Source organism: Candidatus Poribacteria bacterium (assembly GCA_021295755.1).
In the GTDB taxonomy this organism is placed as follows: domain Bacteria; phylum Poribacteria; class WGA-4E; order WGA-4E; family PCPOR2b; genus PCPOR2b.
Genome location: JAGWBT010000020.1, coordinates 1 through 24,485, shown reverse-complemented (window position 1 = coordinate 24,485; position 24,485 = coordinate 1). Strand labels below are relative to the sequence as shown.

At 51.7% G+C, this 24,485-nt stretch carries 23 protein-coding genes and 3 pseudogenes; 13 read left to right on the top strand and 13 right to left on the bottom strand.

What is annotated here, in order from left to right; all coding sequences use genetic code 11:
* Positions 1-6: 6 nt before the first annotated feature.
* Positions 7-837, bottom strand: coding sequence for a hypothetical protein (locus J4G02_04235; GenBank protein MCE2393795.1), 831 nt, complete (start codon positions 835-837; stop codon positions 7-9).
* 46 nt (positions 838-883) lie between these two features.
* The gene (locus tag J4G02_04230; GenBank protein MCE2393794.1) at positions 884-2,305 is read right to left on the bottom strand and encodes an undecaprenyl-phosphate glucose phosphotransferase; all 1,422 of its coding nucleotides are present in this window, start codon (positions 2,303-2,305) and stop codon (positions 884-886) included.
* Between the two features lie 676 nt (positions 2,306-2,981).
* Here J4G02_04230 and J4G02_04225 point away from each other — a divergent pair.
* Positions 2,982-3,446 carry a PKD domain-containing protein gene (locus J4G02_04225; protein ID MCE2393793.1) on the top strand — a complete coding sequence of 155 codons (465 nt, stop codon included), beginning with the start codon at positions 2,982-2,984 and terminating at the stop codon, positions 3,444-3,446.
* 40 nt (positions 3,447-3,486) lie between these two features.
* Entirely contained in the window at positions 3,487-4,521 is a 1,035-nt protein-coding gene (locus J4G02_04220) for a sugar transporter (GenBank protein MCE2393792.1), read from the top strand.
* A gap of 43 nt (positions 4,522-4,564) precedes the next feature.
* Here the strand turns inward: J4G02_04220 and J4G02_04215 are convergent, their stop codons facing one another.
* From J4G02_04215 to J4G02_04175, 9 genes and pseudogenes are all read right to left on the bottom strand, one after another.
* Complete coding sequence (locus tag J4G02_04215) at positions 4,565-5,467, bottom strand: SUMF1/EgtB/PvdO family nonheme iron enzyme (protein MCE2393791.1); 903 nt, start codon at positions 5,465-5,467, stop codon at positions 4,565-4,567.
* Positions 5,468-5,501: 34 nt separating this feature from the next.
* Complete coding sequence (locus J4G02_04210) at positions 5,502-6,638, bottom strand: 2-oxo acid dehydrogenase subunit E2 (protein MCE2393790.1); 1,137 nt, start codon at positions 6,636-6,638, stop codon at positions 5,502-5,504.
* Entirely contained in the window at positions 6,635-7,657 is a 1,023-nt protein-coding gene (locus J4G02_04205) for an alpha-ketoacid dehydrogenase subunit beta (GenBank protein ID MCE2393789.1), read from the bottom strand. Before J4G02_04205 ends, J4G02_04210 begins: the two co-directional genes overlap by 4 nt.
* A pseudogene (locus J4G02_04200) lies at positions 7,657-8,615 on the bottom strand (thiamine pyrophosphate-dependent dehydrogenase E1 component subunit alpha). Before J4G02_04200 ends, J4G02_04205 begins: the two are co-directional and overlap by 1 nt.
* Positions 8,616-8,666: 51 nt before the next feature.
* Positions 8,667-8,813, bottom strand: coding sequence for an SDR family oxidoreductase (locus J4G02_04195; protein MCE2393788.1), 147 nt, complete (start codon positions 8,811-8,813; stop codon positions 8,667-8,669).
* Positions 8,814-8,817: 4 nt separating this feature from the next.
* Entirely contained in the window at positions 8,818-9,501 is a 684-nt protein-coding gene (locus tag J4G02_04190) for an SDR family oxidoreductase (GenBank protein ID MCE2393787.1), read from the bottom strand.
* Between the two features lie 48 nt (positions 9,502-9,549).
* Entirely contained in the window at positions 9,550-9,696 is a 147-nt protein-coding gene (locus tag J4G02_04185) for an SDR family oxidoreductase (protein MCE2393786.1), read from the bottom strand.
* A 68-nt stretch (positions 9,697-9,764) separates the two neighbouring features.
* Positions 9,765-10,376, bottom strand: coding sequence for an SDR family oxidoreductase (locus J4G02_04180; protein ID MCE2393785.1), 612 nt, complete (start codon positions 10,374-10,376; stop codon positions 9,765-9,767).
* 66 nt (positions 10,377-10,442) lie between these two features.
* Entirely contained in the window at positions 10,443-11,309 is an 867-nt protein-coding gene (locus tag J4G02_04175) for a phytanoyl-CoA dioxygenase family protein (protein ID MCE2393784.1), read from the bottom strand.
* Between the two features lie 250 nt (positions 11,310-11,559).
* Between J4G02_04175 and J4G02_04170 the strand changes: the two genes are divergently transcribed.
* Positions 11,560-12,627, top strand: coding sequence for an LLM class flavin-dependent oxidoreductase (locus J4G02_04170; GenBank protein MCE2393783.1), 1,068 nt, complete (start codon positions 11,560-11,562; stop codon positions 12,625-12,627).
* Positions 12,628-12,656: 29 nt separating this feature from the next.
* Entirely contained in the window at positions 12,657-13,421 is a 765-nt protein-coding gene (locus J4G02_04165; protein ID MCE2393782.1) for an SDR family oxidoreductase, read from the top strand.
* Between the two features lie 42 nt (positions 13,422-13,463).
* Here the strand turns inward: J4G02_04165 and J4G02_04160 are convergent, their stop codons facing one another.
* Together J4G02_04160 and J4G02_04155 are read right to left on the bottom strand one after the other, a co-directional pair.
* Complete coding sequence (locus J4G02_04160) at positions 13,464-13,805, bottom strand: VOC family protein (GenBank protein ID MCE2393781.1); 342 nt, start codon at positions 13,803-13,805, stop codon at positions 13,464-13,466.
* 562 nt (positions 13,806-14,367) lie between these two features.
* Positions 14,368-14,937, bottom strand: a complete 570-nt coding sequence (locus J4G02_04155) for a hypothetical protein (protein ID MCE2393780.1) — start codon at positions 14,935-14,937, stop codon at positions 14,368-14,370.
* Between the two features lie 751 nt (positions 14,938-15,688).
* On the opposite strand from J4G02_04155, the gene J4G02_04150 reads away from it, so the two are divergent.
* From J4G02_04150 to trxB, 9 genes and pseudogenes are all read left to right on the top strand, one after another.
* Positions 15,689-16,465, top strand: coding sequence for an SDR family oxidoreductase (locus J4G02_04150; GenBank protein ID MCE2393779.1), 777 nt, complete (start codon positions 15,689-15,691; stop codon positions 16,463-16,465).
* Positions 16,466-16,538: 73 nt separating this feature from the next.
* Entirely contained in the window at positions 16,539-17,360 is an 822-nt protein-coding gene (locus tag J4G02_04145; protein MCE2393778.1) for a phytanoyl-CoA dioxygenase family protein, read from the top strand.
* A 62-nt stretch (positions 17,361-17,422) separates the two neighbouring features.
* Complete coding sequence (locus J4G02_04140) at positions 17,423-18,253, top strand: dienelactone hydrolase family protein (protein MCE2393777.1); 831 nt, start codon at positions 17,423-17,425, stop codon at positions 18,251-18,253.
* Between the two features lie 128 nt (positions 18,254-18,381).
* Positions 18,382-19,722, top strand: a complete 1,341-nt coding sequence (locus J4G02_04135) for a PQQ-like beta-propeller repeat protein (GenBank protein MCE2393776.1) — start codon at positions 18,382-18,384, stop codon at positions 19,720-19,722.
* Positions 19,723-19,754: 32 nt separating this feature from the next.
* A pseudogene (ggt, locus tag J4G02_04130) lies at positions 19,755-21,349 on the top strand (gamma-glutamyltransferase).
* 75 nt (positions 21,350-21,424) lie between these two features.
* A pseudogene (locus J4G02_04125) lies at positions 21,425-21,865 on the top strand (IS5 family transposase).
* 443 nt (positions 21,866-22,308) lie between these two features.
* A complete protein-coding gene (locus J4G02_04120; GenBank protein ID MCE2393775.1) occupies positions 22,309-23,127 on the top strand; it encodes a phytanoyl-CoA dioxygenase family protein in 819 nt (272 codons plus the stop codon).
* Between the two features lie 129 nt (positions 23,128-23,256).
* Positions 23,257-23,565 (top strand): glutaredoxin 3, encoded by a 309-nt coding sequence (gene grxC / locus J4G02_04115; protein MCE2393774.1) that lies wholly within the window; start codon positions 23,257-23,259, stop codon positions 23,563-23,565.
* The coding region (trxB, locus tag J4G02_04110; protein ID MCE2393773.1) for a thioredoxin-disulfide reductase at positions 23,522-24,485 on the top strand (964 nt) is incomplete at its 3' end. The genes grxC and trxB, both read left to right, overlap by 44 nt.

The following is a 24,485-nucleotide window of genomic DNA, read 5'->3' as shown; positions in this document are numbered from 1 at the left end:
TATGCGCTAGGAGCTAGTCTTAATATTGTTTGCATCCTGCGGCACACCCATCCGCTGCCTATTGTACTCCATTGTATCTGGGAAGTTGTCCTTCAGATAAGCGAGAACCTCGTCGATAGGGCACTCGCAACGCAAGTTAGCAAACGGAAATTCCCCTGTTTCCCGGAATAGCGCACCGTTCCGGGCGTGAAAATCTCCCAGCCGGTCTGTAAACTGTCCCCAGTGCCCCATGGTGTAACGAACCTCCGGTCTCGGTTCCGCACTCTGTTTCCAACGCTCTGGAAACAACTTCTGGAACGGCGGCACGGAATTGAGCCAGCTTCCGCAGCGGACGAGTTCAACATCGGGACGCCGAACCTGAGAGTCCTGCAGCAATCGAATCAGGGACGCAGCAAATGGAATCCACATATCGCTCAGAGGAGATCGAGGTTGATAGACGTTGAGGATGTGGATGTTGAGCTGATTTCCGCCGTAGTCGTAACTCCAGCACTCGTAGGGACGGGTCTCCGGCGGTGGCAGCGTATCCGGGCGTTTCTTCAGATAGAGCAACAAGAGGTCTAATCCCGTTGCCTCAAGCTGCTCGGTGGACGGTGCCTCCATGTAACGGTCAAAAACCCTCCGCAGTTCTTTTAGAATCCCCGTCCACTCCGGGGCAGCCTCCCCGTTGACTGGGTGGTGTTTGCCGTCGTAAAGCGACGTATTCCGGTAAATATTTACCCGACCATTCACCAACGTTTCAAAGTCGCTTTCCTCTTCGCGAAGACGCTTATGGACAAACCAGAGACTGAGTTTAGTAAACTCTTTAACATAGTTGATGTGTATTGAATTATGTTCCAAGGTGTGCTTTCCTCCTACCTATAAACTCCTACACCCTGTGGACAGGTTATCCTTCTGTATCCCGCTGTGGAGCGCGTTTAATTGACCAGAGTGTCTTGAGAAGAATCTTGATGTCAAAGCCGATTGACCAGTTTTCGATGTAGTACAGATCATAACGGATACGCTCCTCCAATGAGGTATTCCCACGGAGTCCATTGACCTGCGCCCAGCCGGTGAGTCCGCATTTGACGCGATGCCGATCCAAGTAATGTGGGATCGATTTACTGAAATCATCAATCAATCCTGACATCTCCGGGCGAGGACCAACCAAACTCATATCTCCCTTAAAGACGTTGAAAAATTGAGGGAGTTCATCTAAACACCAACGCCTTAGAAACCTACCGAGCCATGTCTGCCGTGGGTCATCTTTTGAAGCCCAGACGTGTCCAACGCCCACCTCGGCATCTTGTCGCATCGATCTAAACTTATAGATATAAAAAGGTGTACCATCCCGTCCTACCCGTTCCTGTCGAAAAATAACCCTTCCCGGCGACGAGAGCTTCACAGCGACAGCTATGCTGAGCATTAACGGACTGCAAACAATCAGCGCAATGCTGCTCAACAGGATGTCCATTCCGCGTTTAATCATCCCACGCCAACCTTGAAGCGGTAGTTCCTTCAACCTGACCACGGGAATGCCATCAAAATCCGCCACCCGTGTGCGACCAATCATCACTTCATAGAAATCTGGGAGCAGATGCAGCCGTACAGATAGCCCCTCGCACACATCTACAATCTGCAAAATCTCTGTGTGGGAAATCGCCGGCGAGGTAATAAAAAGTTCGTCAATTCGATACTTCTGGACGAGGCTCCGAATCTCCGTGAACTCACCAAGAATGCGGTGAGAGATCGGCTGTGAGGGAGGCAGTCCACCGAGCAGGACACCGACAAATTGGTAGCCGCTGCTTGTTTTCTCTTCAAACGAATGAATCAGTTGTTGCGTCGTTGTGTTAAAACCGACAACTGCGACACGACTAATACCAACACCCAACTGCTGGATTGCCTCTTTGAAACGCTGGATTACCAATCGGTTGAGAGATAGGAGAATAACACTCAGCACACATGATAAGATCATCACCCAACGCGAATATTGGTGGTTGTGATAGATAAAGAAAATCGCGCCGAGTGTGGCAATTGATGCGATCACCCCCGTTTTTGAGATGGACGCTACTGTTTCAAGTGTAATGCGCCCCTCAATCCGATAAAGCCCAATCCCTCGAAGCACAAGGATCCAGATGAACCCCATCAGTGGGATGAGTTGGAAATAGTAATCGAGTGGAGGGGGAGCGCCCTTATGGATGGCGACCCCGTCTAGCCATCCCGATTCAAATCGGAGCCAGTACGCAACGAAAACTGATGCGCTGATGAAACAAACATCAAGGAGAAGGGTGAAAACAGTAAGAAGTTGATCAAGAGTTTTATTTGACATGACACATTACATTCCAGTTCATCTGTTCGGATTGATGGAATTGTATCAAAAAAACCTGTAATTTATCAATGGTAATCTGTACGGGAGGATTGTTCAAAAAGCGATAAAGTACGTGACAAAGGGTATCATGAGGCACGAAACTTAACCGAATTTTAGCATTGCGGCTGGGCTAGTGGGTATGCTATAATCGAACTTTCAGTCGTTCCGATCAAATCAGATCTGGCATTTCTCCACACGAAGGCTTGGGCTGCGTATCCGAAGGAGGAATAATTGTATGAGAAACCGCTTACAACCCCAATGGGATCAGAATTCAAAGCAACTTACCTCCCCAAGTCCATTGAGATTCAAGGTGATTTGTGCGATGGCTATCTTCCTAGCGATTCCGTCATTAGTTTTCGCACGAGCCACCGTATCTATCCAACCGTTAGAGATAGAGTCTCCAGCTGCTGGCAAGGAATTTTCCGTGGATGTGGTCATCACCAATGGGGAAAATGTTGCCGCTTATCAAGTCACAGTGGAGTTCAATCCAAATACGCTTGCACTTGTGGACACAAAGAATGCCGATTACTTGCCGGCGGGCGTCTTTGTAGTCCCACCGATCATCACCGATAACAACGTAACACTGGCGGCGACCGCTCTGGCTGATGCCTCCAACGGAGACGGCACCCTCGCAACTATTACTTTTGCCGTGGTCGATGTTAATCCGTCCACACTCAAATTTACAGCGGTTCTCCTTTCGGACCCGGACGCTAACCAGTTAGACGTAATCACGAAAAACGGCCAAATAACCGGCCCGGTAGAGTTGAATGAAGCTCCCGTTGCCGTCATTGAAGCGAGCCCATCAAAAGTTTTCACAGGTCAATCGGTTTTGTTAAACGGCGCAAGTTCGCAAGATGATAGCGGAATTAGAACTTACGTTTGGCGTTTTGGCGATGGTTCTAGCGCTGAACGGAAAGAAACAGTCGAGCACGTTTATAAGCAATCCGGCACCTATACCGTTACGCTCACGGTTACCGATGATGGGGTTCCTCCGCTGAAAGATGAAGCCATATTCGTTATCACAGTTACCGATAAAGATTTGTCTGTCCATCAACAGGGGAAGCAGATAATATCATGGGGGCAGCTTAAAATCAGAAAATGAACGAAAAGGATAAGGAGGTTTCTGAAAAGGAGCTAGGAATATGAGATTGATTCAGTTTCAACTGCCAGAAAAGGGGAGGCGAATCGGATGTATTGATGGCGAGCATGTTGTCGACCTGACCAGCATCAATGCGGAGTGGACGCGAATCTATAACCTCTTCCTTGAGGCTCGCAGAAGCGGGCAGACTATCGATGTGTATCTTGCAGCGACCCCCACTGAGGTCGCAGATAAGGTGTTGTATAATCAACTTCTCACCGGGCGACCAGGGGATGCGAGCGGTTGGATCTTGCCTCCATTTGACCATCCGGACCCAGCCCACTGCACAGTTTCTGGGACAGGGCTAACGCACCTCGGTAGCATGGAGGCACGCGACCAGATGCACACAATCACTGACACCGATGAGGGGACGAAAACAGATTCGCAGAAGATGTTTGAGATGGGGTTGAAAGAGGGCAAACCCGCACCCGGCGAGCGCGGGATTCAGCCCGAATGGTTCTATAAAGGGAACGGGACAATTCTACGGGGACACAACGACTTTCTGGATATTCCCGACTTCTCAGAAGATGGCGGCGAGGAACCGGAAATTGTGGGTTGCTACGTCATTGACGACGATGGGATTCCGTGTCGGCTCGGTTTTACAATTGGCAACGAGTGGGCAGATCACCCGATGGAGCGTGTGAATTATCTGTGGCTTGCGCTTTCGAAAATGCGCGTCTGTGCTGCCGGACCGGAGTTAGTAACCGATGAATCGTTCACCGATGTTCGAGGCAGTTGCCGCATCGTGCGGGAATCGGAGGAGATCTATCATTCTGGTGATCTCCTCACGGGCGAAGCGAACATGAGCCATACCCTCGCCAATCTTGAGGATCATCACTTCAAGTATGCCCATTTTCGGATCCCCGGCGATGTGCATCTGCACTACTTCGGGACGATGAAACTCTCTTTTCCGGATCGACCGACCTATCAGACAGGGGATGAGATTGAAATTCGCTTTGATGGGATGGGAGAACCGCTCGTCAACTATGTCCGTCAAATTCCGGTCTCAAAGATACCGGTTGGAGTAGAGAAGGGATAGCGCGTCAATTCGTCGGTTTGTTGACACTGACAAGAGCAACCCGCTATCGAGCGATGCGAAACCCAATCACAAATTCGGTGTACTCCTTGCTGAAGAAGTCGTAACTTGTGCAGGTGCTGTAATCGTGATTGTAGTACCACGCCCCGCCCCTGACCACGCGGAAGTGTGGATTATCTTCGTCATACCATGTACTTGTCCACTCCCACACGTTACCCAGCATATCGTAACAACCGAAGGGGCTAACTCCATCCGGGAAGGCGCCTATAGGGGTTGTCCCCCCCGCACCAAGTTCTACGGTGTTGCAGCGCGGTTTGTCGATTTCATCTCCCCACGGAAATACACTTCCATGGTCACCGCGGCATGTCCGCTCCCACTCCTCAAAGGTGGGTAATCGGCAAGCTGTCCACGCTGCATACACTTCCGCATCCTCACAACTCACCTCCACGACCGGGTGATCACCCTTCTTCTCTGGATATGCTCCGTCCTCCCAAGATTGTGGAGGCCGATGCCCTGTCGCCTGAATGAACCGCTGGTACTGTGCATTCGTCACCGGATAGCGAGCTATCTGGAATCCTTCCACCCAGAGCGGAGTCAATTCCTCACCGATCAGCACCTCCCCGGCGGGGAGGTCAACCATGCTATCCAAAACCTGAAAAGCAGCATCACGGACGATTTGATCCGCGTGATTGAGCGCATGACCGATAGGTGAGATGACCTCTCCGATCGGCGGCGTTGTGAGAGGGCGCATCTGTTCCCAACCCAGATTTGTCGCCAACAACAGCCGAACGGCTTCCATTAAGGATTCCTCAAAGTGCCATGTCCAGTACTGCTTGAGCAGTTGCTGCAACGCCTCCGGATCATCGCTTTGCGCGAGTGCAATCCTCGCTTTCCGGCGATCCGTCCCGCTACCCTCAGTCAGCGTCTTCAGACTTATCAATTCTGCCAATGTGCTTTTCACCTTCTTAGGACTCGAATGCGTATCATTCCAACGCCGATATATCCTCTACCAGTTGCTTCAATCGTCCCAGAAACTGTGCGGCGATTACACCGTCAACGACCCGATGGTCACACGACAGCGTCAGTGCCATCCGCACCCCGGGCACTACCTGCCCATCTTTGACCACAGGCTTCTCCACAATCGTCCCAACAGCGAGAATCGCCGCTTCCGGTGCGTGGATGATGGCATGAAAGGTTTCAATGTCGTACATCCCCAAGTTCGTAATGCTAAACCCTGCACCGGATGCATCATCCGCCGAAAGCTTTCCAGACCGCGCCCCATCGACCAGCGAACGCACGGTTTCAGCTATCTCGGCGAGGGGACGTTGATCAGCATCGCGTATCACAGGAACAACCAGCCCGTCCTCCACGGCGGTGATCAGCCCAACATTCACTGCATGAGGGATAGCAAACGCGTCACCCTCAACCTGCGCTCTCATTTGAGGGAACTCGCGGAGTGCTAGACCAACTGCCTTGACGAAACAGTGGGTGATTGAGATGCCCTCTGGCCGGTCATTCAAAAGCGACGCCGCATCCGCCTCTAATGTCAGGTAGAAGTGCGGGGCACTTTGGAAACTCTCTTGCGTCATCCGAGCGATGGCACGACGCATCGAACTCATTGGCACCAATTCAGCATCTGACGCCGCCCGGCTGGCTTCGACTGCATGTTCCACATCCCCGGTCGTTATCGCACCACCGGGACCGCTACCCGATAGTTCTGCTAGGTCAATTCCATGCTCCGCTGCGAGTTTGCGGGCGGCGGGGGATGCCCGTACCCGACCTGTTGTCGCGCGACGTGGGCGCGTTGATGGACTCGGAGCTGTGCTGACCTGGGTCGCTTCAGGAGTTGGGAGTGGAACCTCCTCAACTTCAGGGATGGGCTCATCCGCTTCACCGATAAAACCCATCGTCACACCCACGGGACGCTTTTCCCCTTCGTGGATCAGTATCTTGCGTAGGAGCCCCGATGCAGGGGCAGTAATCTCAATGGTTGTTTTTTCGGTCTCGACCTCACACAGGAGTTGCCCCTCTTCAACGCGGTCTCCCTCCGCTACACTCCATCCGATAACCGTTGACGCCTCGCTGCTGAAACCTGATTTGGGAAGCACAATAGGTGTCATACGGACATCACCTCCTGAATCGTTGCCACAACCCGTTCTTGTGAGGGGATGTAGGCATTCTCCAACGTCGGACTGAAGGGAACGGGCGTATGAGGTGCGGTGATGCGCTTGATCGGTGCCTCAAGGCTATAGAACGCCTCATCTGCTGCTAAGGCTGCGATGTCTGTGGCAAGGCTGCACCGCGGGGTGTCCTCATCGACAATCACGAGGCGACCTGTTTTCTCGACCGAATCCAGAATGGTTCCACCGTCCAACGGACTGAGCGTCCGTGGATCGATCACCTCAACACTGACCCCTTCGGCTTCAAGCGTCTCCGCCGCAGAAAGTGCTACGGTGACCATCTTTGCAATGGCAACGACAGTTACATCACTACCCTCGCGTCGAATTTCCGCCACCCCCAAGGGGACGGTGTACGGTTCTTCGGGCACGTGCCCCTTCTCCCCCAATAGCGTCTTATGTTCGAGGAAGAACACGGGATCATCGTCCCGGATGGCAGCGATCATCAACCCCTTGGCATCGTAGGGCGTGGTAGGAATTACCACCTTTAAGCCGGGGATATGTGTGAAGATAGAGTAGAGGCTCTGCGAGTGCTGTGCCGCCGCGTTTACCCCTGCCCCAATCAGCGCACGGACGACCATCGGGACCTTCGCCTTGCCACCGAACATGTAGCGCAGTTTCGCTCCCTGATTGTAAATCTGATCCATGGGTATACCAAAGAAGTCGATGAACATCAACGCAGCGATGGGGCGTAAGCCCGTTGCCGCCGCACCAACAGCTGCCCCGATAAAGCCCGCCTCACTGATCGGCGTGTCGCGCACCCGATCGCGTCCAAACTTGCCGACCAACCCGCGAGTGATGCCCATCGGTCCGCCCCACGAATCCTCGGCACCCGGCTCGTCTGATCCGGCACCGCCAACGATATCCTCACCCATAATAATAACCGAAGCGTCGCGTTCCATCTCCTGATGAAGTGCTTCACGGATAGCCAATCCAAGGGTCATTGTACGTTCTTCGCCCATTATATCACCTCCTCGTAATTAACGTAAACGTCTGTCGTCACTTCGCTCGCATCGGGGAAGGGACTGTTGGCAGCAAATTCGACCGCCGCCTCAATAGTGTCGGCGACCTGTGTATCAATGGTGTCCAGTTCATCATCGCCTAACAATCCTTGTTCGGTTACACGATCACGGAACCGTTGGATGGCGCAATGTTTGGTCCGATACGCCTCAATTTCCTCCCTCGACCGATACCCCTGTGTATCACCTTCGTAGTGGCCATAAAAACGATAAGTTTGGCACTCCAGCAGTGTGGGACCTTCTCCCGCCCTTGCCCTATCAATCGCTGCGCCGGTCGTTTCGTAAACATCGAAGAGATCCAAGCCATCAACAGTAACGCCGGGGATGCCGTAGGCTTGGGCACGTGCGGCGATGTCGCCGCCGGCAGAGGCGTATTTCACGCTAGTTGATTGGGCGTAACGGTTATTTTCCACAACGAATATCGCGGGGAGTTTCCAGATAGCTGCCAAGTTCAAGCCTTCGTGGAAGGTGCCTTCGTTGGCACCACCATCGCCAAAGAAACTGACAGCAACTGCTCCGCTACCCTGTACCTGTGCCGTGAGTGCTGCCCCACAAGCCAGCGGGACACCGCCGCCGACAATGCCGTTAGCACCGAGCATCCCCCGGTCTATATCAGCAATATGCATGGAGCCGCCCTTACCTTTGCAGGCACCGGTAGCGCGTCCATAACACTGACACCCTTGGCGATGCAGTGACCGTGACCACGATGGGTGCTAGTGATATTATCCGCATCGGATAGGTGGGCGCAGACGCCGACCGCCACCGCTTCCTCCCCTGCGTAAAGGTGGACGAAACCCGGAATCCGTCCGGCGGCGTATTCGTCGTGCACCCGATCCTCGAACTTGCGGATGGTGAGCATCCGCTCGTAGATCTCAAGTAGTTTGTCTCTTGGAATGTCCATACGATTCCTCCCCCTATTTCATCGGGATTCAAAGCAACTTAATTTGTGTTGTCAACTCATTACTAAACCACCGGCGACGTTGATAGCGAGGCCCGTGAGATAATCGGATTCAGACGAAGCGAGAAAAACGGCTGTTTTTGCCACATCTTCCCCTACGCCAACCCGTCCCAAGGGAACACTCGAATTGCGTTGTCTCATCGCTTCAGCGTGCCGTCCACTCGCCCGCCACTCTTCGCCGGATATATCCTCCGACGATAGGGCAGCTGCTATGTAACTCACCCGCTCTGTAGATGGCGTTCACGTTAATGTGATGAGGCGCTAATTCTTGTGCCAAGGCTTGCGTGAAGCCGATCACTCCGAATTTGGAGGCGGCATACGCTGCGGAACGTGCCGAACCCTGTTTACCCAGCATGGAGGACATAGTAATGATCTTTCCACCACCACCACGGTTTATCATGTGCCGGGCGACCGCTCTACAGCAGAGAAAGGTTCCTTTGAGGTTCACCTCGTGCACGGTATCCCACGCCTCTTCCTCTAGTTCAACCACCGGCACACGGTCTGGACCAGGACGCGAGCCGGCATTGCTCACAAAGATGTCGATATACCCGAACTGATCAACACCCTCATCCACCAGTGCATCTACCTGACCGGCGTCGGATACATCTGCTAACATGGTTACTGCCTGTCGACCCAACGCCTCAATTTCACGGACGACCGAATGGGCTCCCTCCCAATCGTTTGAATCGTAGGCGTAAGGATTGCTGGCAACGTCATTGACAATGACATCGGCACCCTCCTTGGCGAGGCGTGTCGCGATCGCACGACCAATGCCGTGTTCACCACCTGCCCCTGTCACTAGGGCAACTTTTCCATTAAGATTGTACATAAATTTCCCCCGATTTCATCGGGATTCAAAGCAACTTAATTTGCGTTTTCAACCCATCGCTGAACCACCGGCAACGTTGATAGCGAGACCCGTGAGATAATCGGATTCGGACGAAGCGAGGAAAGCTGCCGTTTTTGCCACATCTTCGCCCACGCCAACGCGCCCTAAGGGAACCCTCGAATCACGTTGTCTCATCGCCTCATCGTGCCGCCCACTCGCCCGCCACTCTTCGCCGGATATATCCTCCTGCGATAGGGCAGCCGCTATGTAACTCCACAGATGGCGTTCACGTTAATGTGATGAGGCGCTAATTCTTGTGCCAAGGCTTGCGTGAAGCCGATCACTCCGAATTTGGAAGCGGCATACGCTGCGAAACGTGCTGAACCAGTTTTGCCCGACACGGAAGACATGGTGATAATCTTTCCGCCCCCGCCGCGGTCTATCATGTGTCGGGCAACCGCTCTACAGCAGAGAAAAGTCCCTTTGAGGTTGATCTTGTGCACGGTGTCCCACGCTTCTTCCTCCAGTTCAACTACCGGCACGCGGTCAGGACCAGGACGAGAGCCAGCATTGCTCACAAAGATGTCGATATGCCCGAACCGCTCAACGCCTTCATTCACCAATGCATCCACCTGATCGGCGTCGGACACATCTGCTAAGATAGCTATTGCCTGTCGACCGAACCCTTCAATTTCACGGACGACCGAATGGGCTCCCTCCCAATCGCTTGAGTCGTGGGCATAAGGATTATCGACAATGTCATTGACGATGACATCGGCACCCTCCTTGGCGAGGCGTGTCGCGATCGCACGACCAATGCCATATTCACCGCCCGCACCTGTTACCAAGGCAACTTTTCCGTTGAGATTGTACATAAACTCCTCCTAAAGCGTCTTTCAATAGCTCATCTCCCTCTTTGGATTCCGGACCAATCGAGGGGCTTACTCTCCCTCTCGACGAGGTCTCACTAGCGTGGTGCCATCTGCCTCAATCAGCGGTCGGTGATAAATGTATGGAGGCTCCAGCACCGCCTGTTGGGCTTCAGTTAATTCAGAGACCCACTCCGGCATGTCTGCCTCGTAATAGCCACCATGATAGTGGAGGTACTTGGGAGTATAGCGATAGAGTGCGGTGCGTCTCTCACCTTTTCCCTTCCACGGAAGGGTGCCGTGCGTGGTTGCTTCGTTGAAGATCACCATATCGCCAGCTGAAAGGGGGATGTGGTAGACAATTTCCCGGTTGGCTTCCCACAACAGGATGTCTTCGGGACAGGAGTAGTTCGCTTTGTGGCTGCCCGGTATGACGCATAGACCGCCATCGCCAGGGTTCACATCTGTCATGTAAAACTGGCAATTGATCAGACCGCACCGCATTCTGCCGTTTTGGTAGGCGTAGAAGCGAGATCCGTTGAAAGTAACATTGCCATCGCCATGAAGGCGCAGACCTTCGGTACCGGCTGTGGCAGTCAGTATATCTGGCTCATGATCCAACTTCCAACCTCGCCCCAGCAGGGTATTGAGGTAAGGGATGAGTTTGGGATGAGCTAACAGATCACGAAAGGGCTGACACCAAGGGTGTTCCCAAGTTAGCATACCGCTGATACGACTGCGGAGGTACTTTCCTTCCAACTGTGGACCAACTGCGCGGAGATCGTGTTCGCTATGTTTGTCTATGTTCGCATCAACAGCTTCATTCAGGCGTTTCACCTCGTCGGTTGAGAGAAGATCTTTAACAACGATAAAGCCCTGCAGATCGAATAGGTATTTTTCTCGTTCGCTCATTGTGGGAAACTGTTCTGCTTCGTACATAATTGCCGCCTCCCGTTTGGCGTGTGGGTTTTGATGTCCCTGCTGCTATAGAATGATTACTATAGCAGTGTTCATCAATCGGGTCAAGCGAAAACCGAGGCTGCCGAAGTTTTCTGTTGACGCTACAGGACAACCGTGATATAAGAATAGAGGCGATAACTGTCTCACAACTTAAAAGACCAATGGGCTATCCTACCGACGACAAAATCAACCTAGCCAGGATTGTGCCTAAACGCAAGGAGGTTTTCTCATGGAACTCGGTTTCTTCACAATGCCGCTGCATCCGCCGGGCGCGGATTTCACGAAGACCTTGGATCACGATATGGAGCAAGTGGTGACACTGGACAAGTTGGGCTACACAGAGGCGTGGATCGGTGAGCACTTCACTTTTGAATGGGAGAATATCCCATCCCCTGAACTCTTCATCGCGAATGCTTTGGGGTTGACTAAAAACATCGTCTTCGGTACAGGCGTTACATGTATGCCCATCCACAACCCGGCTGCGGTCGCCCATCGCATCGCCCAGCTCGACCATCTCGCGCACGGGCGTTTCTACTGGGGGGTTGGTTCCAGCGCCATACCGGGGGACTGCGAGATGTTTGGATTCGCCGCGGACGGCGACCGGCGAAAGGCAACACGAGAGGGTATCGAGGCGGTGCTCCAAATTTGGGAGGACCCCAAACCGGGGCTATATGAAACCGAGTACTGGCGTTATAAGATTCCTGAGCCGGTGGACGATATCGGCTTAAAGGTGCACATCAAGCCGTATCAGAAGCCTCACCCGCCTATCGCGATGGGAGGCGTTTCACCAAGATCGGACACGCTGGTGTTGGCAGGTGAGCGGGGCTGGATTCCAATGAGCCTCAATCTGATACCTGTAGAGGTCATCCAGACACATTGGGAAGCGGTGGAAGAAGGGGCGCAGAAAACGGGTCGGACTCCGGATCGCTCAATGTGGCGCATCGCACGGGAGATTTACATCGCAGACACAACCGAACAGGCGCGCAAGGAGGCGTTAGAAGGAGTCCTCGCACGCGACTTCAATGAGTACTGGTTCAAACTCCTGCCCAAGGAACGATTCAAGAGAGATCCCAACATGTCCAACGATGAAGTGACAGTCGAGTGGCTACTTGATAACCTTTGGATCGTCGGAAGCCCTGACGATGTCGCCGATCAGCTGCGCCAACTATACGAGGACGTAGGCGGCTTTGGCGTACTCCTAGCGATGGGACACGAATGGGAACCGAAGGAGAAGTGGCTCAATTCCATGACGTTGCTTATGAATGAGGTGATGCCCAAACTGGCAGACCTGACCTAGGTCCACTCTGGGTGTTCGGGAGGTGAAGTATGCGTTTGAAGGACAAAGTAGCGCTGGTTACGGGAGGCGGTTCCGGCATTGGGGGTGCGACAGCGGTGCTATTCGCTGCGCAGGGAGCGAAGGTGGTCGTCTCCGATTTGAATGAGGCTAACGCCCTCGAAACCGTTGCAGAGATAAAGACCGACGGAGGTGACGCCACTGCTCTCACCGGAGATGTATCAAGGAACGCCGACGCCGAGGCGATGGTGAAGGATACGGTGAAGACCTATGGCACGTTGGATATTGTGGTCAACTGCGCTGGGGTTATCGCCGGTAAGGCGCTCCCGAAAGGCGCATCCCCTGAAGAGGTGTGGGACCGTGTGATGGAGGTCAACCTGAAGGGGACCTACCTGGTAACGTGGCATGCGGTGCGGATGATGGAAGGGTCCGGCGGCGGGTCTATAATCAACATCGCCTCCATCAATGGAATAGTGGGCTATCCGATCGGCCTCGGCGGCGGCTTTGATGCGTATGTTCCCTCAAAGGGGGGCGTGGTCCAATTCACCAAAAACTTGGCTATCGACTACGGCAAGAAGAACATCCGCGTGAATTGCATCTGTCCCGGTCACATAGACACCAATCTCATCCGCGAGTTTGTCCAAGAACAGCGCGAATGGTTGGAACAGCGTTACCCGATGGGACGGATCGGAAAGCCCGAAGAGATTGCTTACGCGGCACTTTTTCTGGCATCGGATGAATCCTCTTTTGTGACGGGTGCTCCGCTTATCGTCGATGGTGGATATACCGCGCAGTAGATCGGATTCGCAAATCACAATCCATTTGGCGGTGAACCTATGTTAGTAGTTTCCCCCGAACTGAATTCTGTTGCCTTCAGGGTCTGAAATATCGAAGCACGCTAATCCGTCCCCATTTTTTAATGGTCTCAATCGTAAACCCTTCGCCTTGAAGGCATCGTGAACGGCTTTTACACTTTCGACGGGAAAGCCAATCTTTTGTCTTCCGCCGTTTGGCTTGCTCGCACTGTGCAGGCAGAGTTTACACTGCCCGGTGTTAAAGCGGAAGAAGCGGTGCGCCGGAAACGGTTGTTCTTCGTCGGGCTGCAATCCGACAATATCCCTGTAAAATGCGGTAACAGTCTTCATGTCTTTGACAAAAAGTATGATGTTTCCTATATCCATGAGATTGTTCCTTATAATGTAACGTGACGTTGGTTACATTGCAGGCGCGTAATTTAAGTGTGCGCCATGCTATACCCAATACCCACTTCATCGAAATCAGAGCTTTTAGCTTAAAAGTTGATTAACATTAGTAATACATATTTTAACATATCAGAATAATATTTGTCAAATAAAAAACAAGTTTTAAGACTTACGCAGTTGGTTCATAAGTCCCCCTGCAACTCCCCTGACAAGGGGAGAAGATAAAAGGGGATCTTCTCCCTTGTCTTTCCCCTCTTATCAGAGGGGTTGGGGATTTAGGGGGTTAAAAATAAAAAAACTCGCGCTGCGTGCTAAATTGTCGTAAGTCCTGAAGTTTAATAACTTTAGGACTTATGCACTTCGCCCGCGAAAATCGTGTCGTATGTTGTACGACGTATTAGCACGGTTATGCCACGCTAGAATGGCAATTCAGATGATAACATGTCACGACTCTCCGAAAACACTAGCGCCATACTCTCTTTGCATATTCTCCACAAGGCTAACTTGTGTCAATGCTATTACCAAGCAACTCTGCTACCTTTCAGAATGAACGTGACATTGTAAGTGAAACGGTTGTTCCGAGTTCAAAAGCGTCACCTTCATTGGACAGTGTTCGCTGATGAAGTGGAAACATTACGGAAAAGCGCACTGGTATGCCATATCCAGCGTTGAGCGTTGCACCAAACAATCCAGAGTTGAGAACCAGACCTGAATTAACATCTTGCTCGCCGTCCCAATAGGCGTAGGATTGATAAAACCTGAGATAGGTGGCGTGAAACGCAAGCCAATCTAACAGGCGATATTTCACTTCTGCTGTCGAGGTCAGTTCTACAGACCCGCGATAGGTTTTCTTGTTTTCATAGAACGGAAATTGCCCCATGATAGAGGCGTTTAGTGACAAGTCACCAAAGAGTGGTGTTCCGTAATGTAATTCAGCCAATGGGTTGAACGTTCCCGTTCCAAACTGGATATGAAGATGTTCCAATCCAGCATCACCCAACGCAAAAGGGTCTTCTTCTGTTTTCCCTACTGGAATGCTGCTTCCGAGTGATGCAACCAAATGGTCACTGTCACGTAAGATAAAGGAGAAGACTAAAATTGGAAAATCCACGGTAGGTTTCGTCGCGGTGATGGATATTCTGGTTTGCCAGTATCGCCGCGCGCTCATGGGAAGATGTGGGTTCGATCTTCTCAACGCTTGCGTCTTGGTTTTTAATTGCGTAAGGGATACTCAGCAGAACCTTCCAGTTGTCAGCTATGCTATACTGGAGGCCCAAATCCAGACGAAGAACATCAAGGGAGACCAGATGTCGGTGCAACGGTGATTTGACTACTTGTCCAGTTGGGGAAAGTCCCTTCGTAAATGTCCGCCCTCAGAGTCAAATCCTCTCAATACATTGAGGGAGAATCGAAATTTATCTGTATCTTCTGAAGTCAAACTGACTTCACCTATCCCGCTACGCGGTATTACGGGATTATTTCAAGCACCTCACGACTCTTGCCCCAATGCAAACGGTAAAAGATGGAAAAAACCGAGTAAGAGTGTGGTTAAAAAGACTGTCGTTTTCATCATTTTTGACTTATAGTGAATTCAAAAAATAAATAGACACTTTCGCCCCTCTGTGCAGCGATCCCGATTTATCGGGGCCGGTAGGTGCGGCATCCTAACCGCACCGGTTTGGAGTGTCTCATTAATTCTAAGGTCCACTATAGCTCCACGAGAGTGTTATAAAAAAAGTGAGTGAGATTATGCCGAATCGCTTTAGAATCAGACGCATCCTACACTGTGATGGTTGAACGATTGAAACTCAAATCAAAAAATCTTCCAATCTGTAATCGTTAAAAAGGAGGAAGCCACTAACATGAAAGATCAGGTTGTTATTGTCACCGGCAGTGGTCAGGGCATCGGCGAGGCAACTGCCTTGCGTTTCTCAAGCGAAGGGGCATCCGTGGTTGTGGTGGACATCCAAGAAGCGAGCGGCAACGAAACGGTCCAAGAGATTCAGCATCAAGGCGGCAAAGCGTGTTTTGTCAGGGTTGATGTGTCAAACCCCAGCGATGTGCGTAATATGGTAGAACAAGCCGTGGCAGCGTTTGGAAAGATAGATGTCCTTGTTAATGTCGCCGGCGTTCAGGGGATGGTCGCCGATATTGTTGAGTTGCCTGAGGATGAATGGTATCATGTTCTCAATGTAAATCTCACAAGCGTCTACCTCTGTTCAAAGTATTGCATTCCTTATATGCTCGAACAGGGCGGCGGCTCCATCGTCAATATAGCGTCGATGCAGAGTTTTTTCAACATGCCCGGATCATCGGCGTATGCCGCCGCGAAGGGAGGCATCGTCTCATTAACGCGAAGCATGGCGCTGGATTTTGCCCCCCAAAACATCCGCATCAACGCTGTCGCACCCGGCTATATCGATACACCCTTACTGCGTGGATTTGCGGAGGCGACCGGCGATATGGAAGGTGCTATTCAGCAATGGTGCAGTCGGATACCGATTCGACGGTTGCAACAACCCGCGGAGGTTGCGGAAGTGATTCTGTTCCTCGCCAGTTCAAGAGCTTCAGCGGTGACCGGTGTCACCTATCCGGTTGACGGGGGTATCTTAACGGCTCAGCCGTTCATGGGGGATTAGATTTCAATTATTGCGATATCCCTGATACGTCATGTGTTGGAAAGACAACTTACAGACCAATAAGGAGAAACCAATGGCTACGCAACCCGATTATGATCTCGATTTGAAACTTGCCGAGTTAAAAATTAATGGTTACGTTACCTTTGAAGACTTGATACCAGTAGAGACGATAGATCGGATACGTGAAGCGTTCCTGCCCCTCTTGGAAGAGGTAAAGGCTCACAGCCATACGCAAGGCGAAGATGTCAAGGTACGTGGGCACACCGATGATCGGCTTGTTGTAGAAGGGCGTTTACAGATCGTCAACCGTTACACGATGTACGTCCCTTGGGAGCAGCCCTTCGCCGATCCCCAGATCTTCGAGAACCCGGTGATGCTAGATTTTCTCGACCGGTATTGGGGCACCAGCGACTATCATATTACCTGCTACCATTCAAACAACCCGTACCCCGGCAGCGAGTACCAGCGGTGGCATCGAGATGCGGGGATTTCCAAACTAGTTCCCCATGTTGGCTTAGAGGTTTGTCCACATTTTGGTATCAAGTTTCCGCTAGTAGATACCTACGAGGAAAATGGGAGCTTTGAAATCTTGCCCGCCACCCAATACCTCGCCGATCCAGAGTTGGAGAATTGTTACGACGAAGTGCTGACAAAAGGCGATTTCCCCACAGCACGCCGTCTCAACCTAAAGAAGGGAACGCTATGGGTTCAGGATCCACGGACGCTCCACCGTGGAACCCCCAATCGCGCCGACCAGCCCAGACCAGAGTTGGTGATCTGCTATTCCCTCCCTTGGTTCGCGATGCGTAACCCTATTGAGATGACTCAGATGGAATACGATAAGCTCTCTGAACGGGGCAGGGAGATGCTTTCTCGGTGCGAGGTAATTGGATAACGACCCCGAATAAGCTTTGGTCGAGGTCCCCTAGAAACCCATAACTTTTAAGAGGAGACAAAATGAAAACGTTTTACAGTTTAACCCGATTAATTGTGTCAATCATCGGTTTCGCCCTGATTGGCGGTTTGATGATGGATGGCACTTATGCAGATGCAGACACTGCAAAAGAGCAACTGGAGAACTCACCGCGGCACGGGGAATGGGTGAAAATCACCGCAGAGAGCGGACGCGAGGTCAGTGCGTTCATCGTTTTCCCGGAGATCAAGGAGAACGCAGCTTCGGTGATTGTCATCCATGAGATTTTCGGCCTAACGGATTGGATTAGACAGGTCGGTGATGAACTTGCGAAAGCGGGCTTTGTCGCAATCTGTCCCGATTTCCTTTCCGGGATGGGACCAAACGGAGGCGGCACCGATAGCTTTGAAGGTAACAGTGTCCGGCGCGCGATTCGTGACCTAGATCCGGACCAAATCACAGCGGATCTCAAAGCGGTGACAAAATATGTCCGCGATCTGCCTTCGACGACAGATGTAGTCGCTGTGAGTGGATTTTGTTGGGGCGGTAGGCAGTCGTTCCGCTTTGCGACTAATGACAATTCGCTGAAAGCGGCTTTCGTTTTCTATGGCAGCCCCCCAGATGCAGCGGCATTGGGGAAGATTACCTGTCCGATCTACGGTTTTTACGGTGAGAGTGACAACCGAATCAACTCGACCATTGAATCGACAAAAGCAGCTGCAGCATCCGCCGGTATCACCTATGAACCAGTGATCTATTCCGGTGTAGGTCACGGCTTTTTGAGGCGCGGAATGGCTGCGGAGGCGAGTGAGGTTCAGAAAGCTGCAACCCGTGAGGCTTGGGAACGATGGGCGAATTTACTGAATAAGCAGTAGAGAATACAAAATTGGTTCATATTAAAAGTGCAAAATGCGAAGAGAAACCGAGTTTTTTCGGAAAAACTCGGTTTCTTTGCACCATTCTTTAGCATAAGCCATAAACTTAACACAGGAGAAATTTTCAAATGAAAAGGGCACTTACCTCTGTCATCTTTTTTTGTGTAATTACAACTTTTTTGTGGGGAACGGACTCGTTTTCAGAGCTTGAGAAATATTGGCACCAGTGGCGGGGACCTGAGGCTTCCGGCGTCGCACCGCACGGAGATCCACCCATCGAATGGAGCGAAAACAAAAATATCCGATGGAAAACCGAGATTCCGGGTCAGGGACATGCCACCCCAATCGTGTGGGACGATACCATTTTTGTCACAAGTGCTGTCAAGACCAACAAACAGATAGAACTAGCACCAATGGAGGAACCGCAGCGGCGAAGGGGTCGTCGTGGTCGCTCCTCAACCCCATCATCTGTCCACCAATTTGTAATTTTCGCTATCAACCGTTCTGACGGGAGCATCCGTTGGCAGCAGACCGCCCGTGAAGAGGTGCCGCATGAAGGAACACACCAGACCGGTAGCTGGGCAGCAAATTCCTCTGTCACCGATGGGGAACATGTGTACGCTTACTTCGGCTCCCGTGGTCTCTACTGTTATGACATGCAGGGGAATCTCCAGTGGGAGAAAGACTTAGGGGACATGGCTACCAGACGCAGTTTCGGTGAAGGCAGTTCACCAGCACTCTATGGGGATGCCATCATTATCAACTGGGACCACGAAGGGGATTCGTTCATTGTTGCTTTGGATAAACGGACGGGTGAAGAACTCTGGAAAGTTGACCGAGATGAAGTAACGTCGTGGGCGACGCCACTCGTCGTTGAACACAACGGGAATCATCAAGTCATTATCAATGCAACGCACCGCACCCGTAGCTACGATCTGGCGACAGGGGAAGTGCTTTGGGAATGCGGCGGTATGACAGCCAATACAATTCCATCGCCCGTAACAGCGAACGGTATTGTCTACGTTACCAGCGGTTTTCGCGGCAACGCTCTGCAAGCGATTCGTCTCGCTGATGCAGAGGGAGACATCACCCGTGGGGAGGCGATCGTTTGGGAGTATGGCAGAGATACCCCTTATGTACCTTCCCCGCTGCTTTATGACGATACACTCTATTTCCTGAAAAGCAACAGTGGAATCCTTTCCGCCTTCAACGCCAATACAGGCGAGGCATACTATGGACCAGAGCGTCTGGAAGGCATCTCGGAAGTCTATGCGTCGCCGGTCGGTGCGGACGGCCGCATCTATATCGCAAGCAGAGACGGCGTCACACTTGTAATCAAACACGGTTCAACGCTTGAAGTCCTCGCTGAAAATGTCCTCAATGATGGTTTCAATGCCTCACCCGCAATCGTAGGCAAGGAGATATATCTACGTGGGAATAGATCCCTCTACTGCATTGCGTCTGATTAACTTAGCGCCCAATACACTAGAAAGCAGACAACATAAAAATGTTTGATGATTATCGTCCCAATCGATTTGGACCAGGGCGATCCGCCGTTATGTGCAAACACGGCGCGGTCGCCACAAGCCAACCCCTTGCTGCGGGTGCGGGTTTACAAATCCTGCGCGATGGTGGGAATGCGATCGACGCCGCCGTTGCCACGGCTGCCATGCTCAACGTTGTTGAACCGATGTCTACGGGGATTGGTGGAGATATGTTTGCGTTGGTGTATCGTCCGCAAGATGGGATTATCGTGCGCCGTATGCCGCAGAACTTGAATTCTTTACGAAGCAGGGGTTGACCAGTATTCCAAGCACAGGGAGTCTGTATCCTGTGACCGTTCCCGGCACGGTTGATGGGTGGGGGACAATTCTCGAAGCCTGCGGCACGATGACGCTGGGCGATGTCCTCAAGCCTGCCATTGAGCATGCGGAGAACGGGTTTCCAGTCAGTCCACAGATCAGCCTAGCGTGGCAAGAAGCCGCTGGACTGCTTTCGAGCACGCCTGATGCCGCTAAAACCTACCTGACAAGCGGACGCGCACCAAAACCGGGAGAGGCTTTCTACCAACCCAATTTCGCAAATACCCTGCGCCTGATTGCTGAAGGGGGGCGTGAGGCGTTTTATGGGGGCGAAATCGCCAGAAAGATTGTGCAATTCTCCGATGAGAACGGCGGCTTATTCACAATGCAGGATTTTGCTGATCACACCTCGAATTGGGTGGAGCCGATTTCAACCAACTATCGCGGCTACGATGTCTACGAAATTCCGCCCAACGGACAGGGGATTGCTGCCCTGCTCGCTCTGAATATCGCTGAAGGCTTCGACCTCCAGTCAATGGGGCATAATAGCGAAGCCTCTTTGCACTGTTTGATTGAGGCGATGAAGCTAGGGTTTGCCGATCTGGACCAATACATTACTGATCCGGAGGTTGAAGATGTTCCCGTTACGGGTTTACTCTCCGAGGAATACACCGACAGCCAGAGGGCACGAATCAATCTCGATCGTGCCAACACAGATCCGATTGCAGGTACACCGCCGATGGGGAGTGATACCGTTTATCTCTGCGCTGTTGACAAAGATCGCAATGTTGTTTCGTTCATCAACAGTCTCTTTGCGGGCTTTGGTTCGGGCATGGTGGCAGGAGATACAGGGATTATGCTGCAAAACCGAGGGGCAGGGTTCTCGCTCAATCCGAATCATGTCAACCGGATTGCACCGCATAAACGGACGATGCACACAATTATCCCCGGTATGATCGCCCAAAACGGTGTACCATTTGTAACCTTCGGTGTGATGGGCGGACAGATGCAGCCACAGGGACATCTGCAATTGGTGAGCAACCTCGTCGATTTCAATATGGACGTGCAATCCGCGCTCGATGCCCCGCGCTTCCGCGTTTTGGATGAATCAACTGTCACCATCGAAGAGGGTGTGCCGATGAACGTCCTGTCGGGATTGGCGCGGAAGGGACATCAGCTGCTACCGCCGTATACCTTCTTCGGTGGCGGACAAGCGATCTTTATTCATCCGGAGTACAATACACTAATCGCGGGGTCTGAACCACGCCGCGATGGTTGTGCCGTGGGGTATTAACCTAAATCGTGAAACGTAATGCGTGATGAGTAATAGTTCACTAGGTTCTGTTGATATTTGTGGCATAATGGATATATGTCAACCCTCACGTTACCTGATACTCAATGGACAAAAATAGTAAACTTCCTTAACACCTGTCCCGATATCTATACCGGAGAGGAAACTCACTTAAAGCGCTTTGTTCAAGCGGTGCTTTGGATAACTCGTAGCGGTAGCCAATGGCGACTGTTACCTAAACAGTACGGTAATTGGAACAGTGTCTACAAACGATTTGCAAGGTGGTGCGATAAAGGGGTCTTTCAACGGTTGCACCAGCACTTCGTCAATGCCCCTGATATGGAGTGGCTCATCATTGACACCACTATCATTCGTGCCCACCCCTGTGCCGCGGGTGCATTGAAAACCAGTGGTGGACAAGCCTGTCAAGCACTCGGACGCAGTCGAGGTGGATTCTCAACCAAGATTCACGTCGCTGTTGATGGATTAGGTAATCCATTACGTTTTAGCCTGACCGCCTTTTAGCTCGACGTACCAAGCAGGTTGAAAACTCTCGGAACGGAGAGACTGATGTTGCGGCTAGCTGCTGATGAGAATTTTAATAGTAATAGGACTTACACACTTGGTCAGAAAATAGGTTATAATAGGGGCTATGAACCCACCCCAATACATCAAATATGATAATATCAACTTTTTGATTGCCACAACCGTTACAATGCCGCAAAATGAGCTAAGGCAATTCCTGGCTAACACAAGCTAATTACCTCCGGGGGGTGTAGAACCATCACCGACACCTGCCATCTCAGGCAGCGACTGCCTTCAACGCCGCGTATGACGATCTGGAATCTACAATTTCAACCTTTAGCCCAAAAGAGCGCATCTCACCCATTCCCAAAGTATTGTTTACTTTTTCGCGTTGGCATTAGGTTGGCATTTTTTATCACACGGAAGGATTCATCTGCATGGAAAACACCGAAACCGTTACCCTCACCCCCGCACAGCGGCTGCATTTCGACATCTACGGTTTTGTACTGCTAGAGAATGTCTTGACCGCCGACGAAGTCGCTCGCATGAAGGACGCGCTTCATCGGATGAAAGCCGATCCGGATCTTGAGTCCAAACGGGTCTACGCCCATAAACGCGGTGAGCATCATATACTGCTGGGTAATCTGGTCGAGTATGACCCTGCTCTGCTAGAATACGCCGCCCATCCCAAACTGGTGCCGCTCGTTGAAGAGGTGGTCGGTGGCAAGGTCCGCCTTGAGGAGACCGAGGCAATCATCAATAGTAGGGATCCAGAAGCGGATATTAAGGAACTCCACAAACGACGCTATAACCCCACCGGACTCCATCGTGGGACACAGCACGGCTGGGGAACTTACATCGAACAGAGCAAATTCCACTGCATCTTTGTCAAGACGTTGACCTATCTCACCGATGTAGGAGCCGACGACGGCGGCACCTGTTTTATCCCCGGCAGCCACCGGCTCACTTGGGACAGGGAAGAGATGATCGAAGCCGCACTCTCCGATGATAAACTGATCTATCAGGTAGAGGCAACCGCCGGCTCGGTCCTGCTCTTTCCAGAATCCCTCATCCACAGCACGACCGCTATCCGCAGCGACAAGGAGCGTACAATCCTAGTCGCTGGATACACCCCACCGATGGTGCGTGAGTGGCCCGGTAACGAGATCAGTCCTGAGTTTATCGAAACCCTGCCCGAAGATATTAAGCCGCTTATCTCTGGAAGCGATAGTTGGCGTTGGGAAAGACGATATTGATCGTGGCTCATGCTAAAAGAAAGTGTAAAATGCTAAGAGCGCGAAACGTAAAGAAAATTGGTTCATTAGTTCATTTGTTCATTGCGTCATGACGAAAGAATGAGAAAACGATAAAAGAGGATTAAATAAATGCCAAACGTTAAGATGTATACAACCAGTTTCTGTCCATACTGCTACAAGGCGAAAGGTATCCTTGACAGGATGGGCATCGAATTTGAAGAAATCAACATCAAAGGGGATCCCTCGATGCGCGATGAAATTGAGAAGCTAACCGGTCGCCGCGATGTACCGCAAATCTTTATCGATGATCAACATATCGGCGACGATGATGATTTAGCTGAACTCGCAGCATCGGGGAAACTGAATGAAATTTTTAACATAGAAGGAGAAACAGATGGCAGAGATAAAAAACGGAAACGATGGTTTGGAAGAGCGTAACATCATCATTATCGGTGGCGGCACGGCGGGTTTCGCCGCAGGGGTCTACACCTCGCGGGCAATGCTGGAGCCGCTACTCATCACCGGAGACGCACTCGGCGGGCAACTCTCACTGACACTTGATCTTGAGAACTATCCGGGCTTCTTCGGGACCGAAGCCGCAGAGTTTATATCAGGGATGCAGAAACAGGCAGAGCGTTTTGGGACCGAGGTAAAGTTTGACATGGTAACAGAGGTGGATTTTAATCGCCACCCGTTCTACCTGAAGACCTACGACCAAAAATACCTCGCCAAATCGGTCATCATTTGTACCGGTGCTTCGCCGCGAACACTGGACATCCCCGGCGAAGAGGGGTACGGTGGACGTGGTGTCTCCTACTGCGCCACCTGCGACGGATTCTTTTTCCAGAACCAACGTCTCATCGTTGTCGGCGGGGGCGATGCCGCCCTTGAGGAAGGGATATTTCTGACAAAGTATGCGTCAGAGGTCTATGTCGTCCACCGCCGAGACCAACTCCGCGCCAGCCAAATCATGCAGGAACGCGCTTTCAAGAATGATAAAATCAAGTTCATCTGGGATACAGTCGTCGAAGAGATCCAAGGAGACGACGAAAAGGTCACCGGCGCGCTGCTCAGAAACGTAAAAACCGACGAAAAGCAAGTATTTCCGATTGATGGCGTATTTATCTTCATCGGACACATCCCGAACACCGAGCTATTCCAAGGTGTAATCGACATGGATGATCAGGACTACATCGTGGTGGACAAACTCCAGCGTACCAATATCGACGGCGTCTTTGCAGCGGGCGATGTACATGACCACATCTTCCGCCAAGCCATAACGGCTGCCGGTGCCGGTGCCGCCGCAGCTATCTCCGCTGAGAAGTTTATCGCTGAGTTGGAGAATCGCGCCTATCCGG

Excerpts from the sequence above, each read along its gene's own strand:
- J4G02_04180 (MCE2393785.1), bottom strand. The coding sequence starts at position 10,376 with ATGTACAATCTCAACGGAAAAGTTGCCTTGGTAACAGGTGCGGGCGGT.
- J4G02_04190 (MCE2393787.1), bottom strand. The coding sequence starts at position 9,501 with ATGTACAATCTTAATGGAAAAGTTGCCCTAGTGACAGGGGCAGGTGGT.
- J4G02_04205 (MCE2393789.1), bottom strand. The coding sequence starts at position 7,657 with ATGGGCGAAGAACGTACAATGACCCTTGGATTGGCTATCCGTGAAGCA.
- J4G02_04145 (MCE2393778.1), top strand. The coding sequence starts at position 16,539 with ATGGCTACGCAACCCGATTATGATCTCGATTTGAAACTTGCCGAGTTA.
- J4G02_04135 (MCE2393776.1), top strand. The coding sequence starts at position 18,382 with ATGAAAAGGGCACTTACCTCTGTCATCTTTTTTTGTGTAATTACAACT.
- J4G02_04220 (MCE2393792.1), top strand. The coding sequence starts at position 3,487 with ATGAGATTGATTCAGTTTCAACTGCCAGAAAAGGGGAGGCGAATCGGA.
- J4G02_04150 (MCE2393779.1), top strand. The coding sequence starts at position 15,689 with ATGAAAGATCAGGTTGTTATTGTCACCGGCAGTGGTCAGGGCATCGGC.
- J4G02_04175 (MCE2393784.1), bottom strand. The coding sequence starts at position 11,309 with ATGTACGAAGCAGAACAGTTTCCCACAATGAGCGAACGAGAAAAATAC.
- J4G02_04210 (MCE2393790.1), bottom strand. The coding sequence starts at position 6,638 with ATGACACCTATTGTGCTTCCCAAATCAGGTTTCAGCAGCGAGGCGTCA.
- J4G02_04160 (MCE2393781.1), bottom strand. The coding sequence starts at position 13,805 with ATGGATATAGGAAACATCATACTTTTTGTCAAAGACATGAAGACTGTT.
- J4G02_04140 (MCE2393777.1), top strand. The coding sequence starts at position 17,423 with ATGAAAACGTTTTACAGTTTAACCCGATTAATTGTGTCAATCATCGGT.
- J4G02_04120 (MCE2393775.1), top strand. The coding sequence starts at position 22,309 with ATGGAAAACACCGAAACCGTTACCCTCACCCCCGCACAGCGGCTGCAT.
- J4G02_04195 (MCE2393788.1), bottom strand. The coding sequence starts at position 8,813 with ATGAGACAACGCAATTCGAGTGTTCCCTTGGGACGGGTTGGCGTAGGG.
- J4G02_04165 (MCE2393782.1), top strand. The coding sequence starts at position 12,657 with ATGCGTTTGAAGGACAAAGTAGCGCTGGTTACGGGAGGCGGTTCCGGC.
- J4G02_04170 (MCE2393783.1), top strand. The coding sequence starts at position 11,560 with ATGGAACTCGGTTTCTTCACAATGCCGCTGCATCCGCCGGGCGCGGAT.
- J4G02_04230 (MCE2393794.1), bottom strand. The coding sequence starts at position 2,305 with ATGTCAAATAAAACTCTTGATCAACTTCTTACTGTTTTCACCCTTCTC.
- J4G02_04185 (MCE2393786.1), bottom strand. The coding sequence starts at position 9,696 with ATGAGACAACGTGATTCGAGGGTTCCCTTAGGGCGCGTTGGCGTGGGC.
- grxC (MCE2393774.1), top strand. The coding sequence starts at position 23,257 with ATGCCAAACGTTAAGATGTATACAACCAGTTTCTGTCCATACTGCTAC.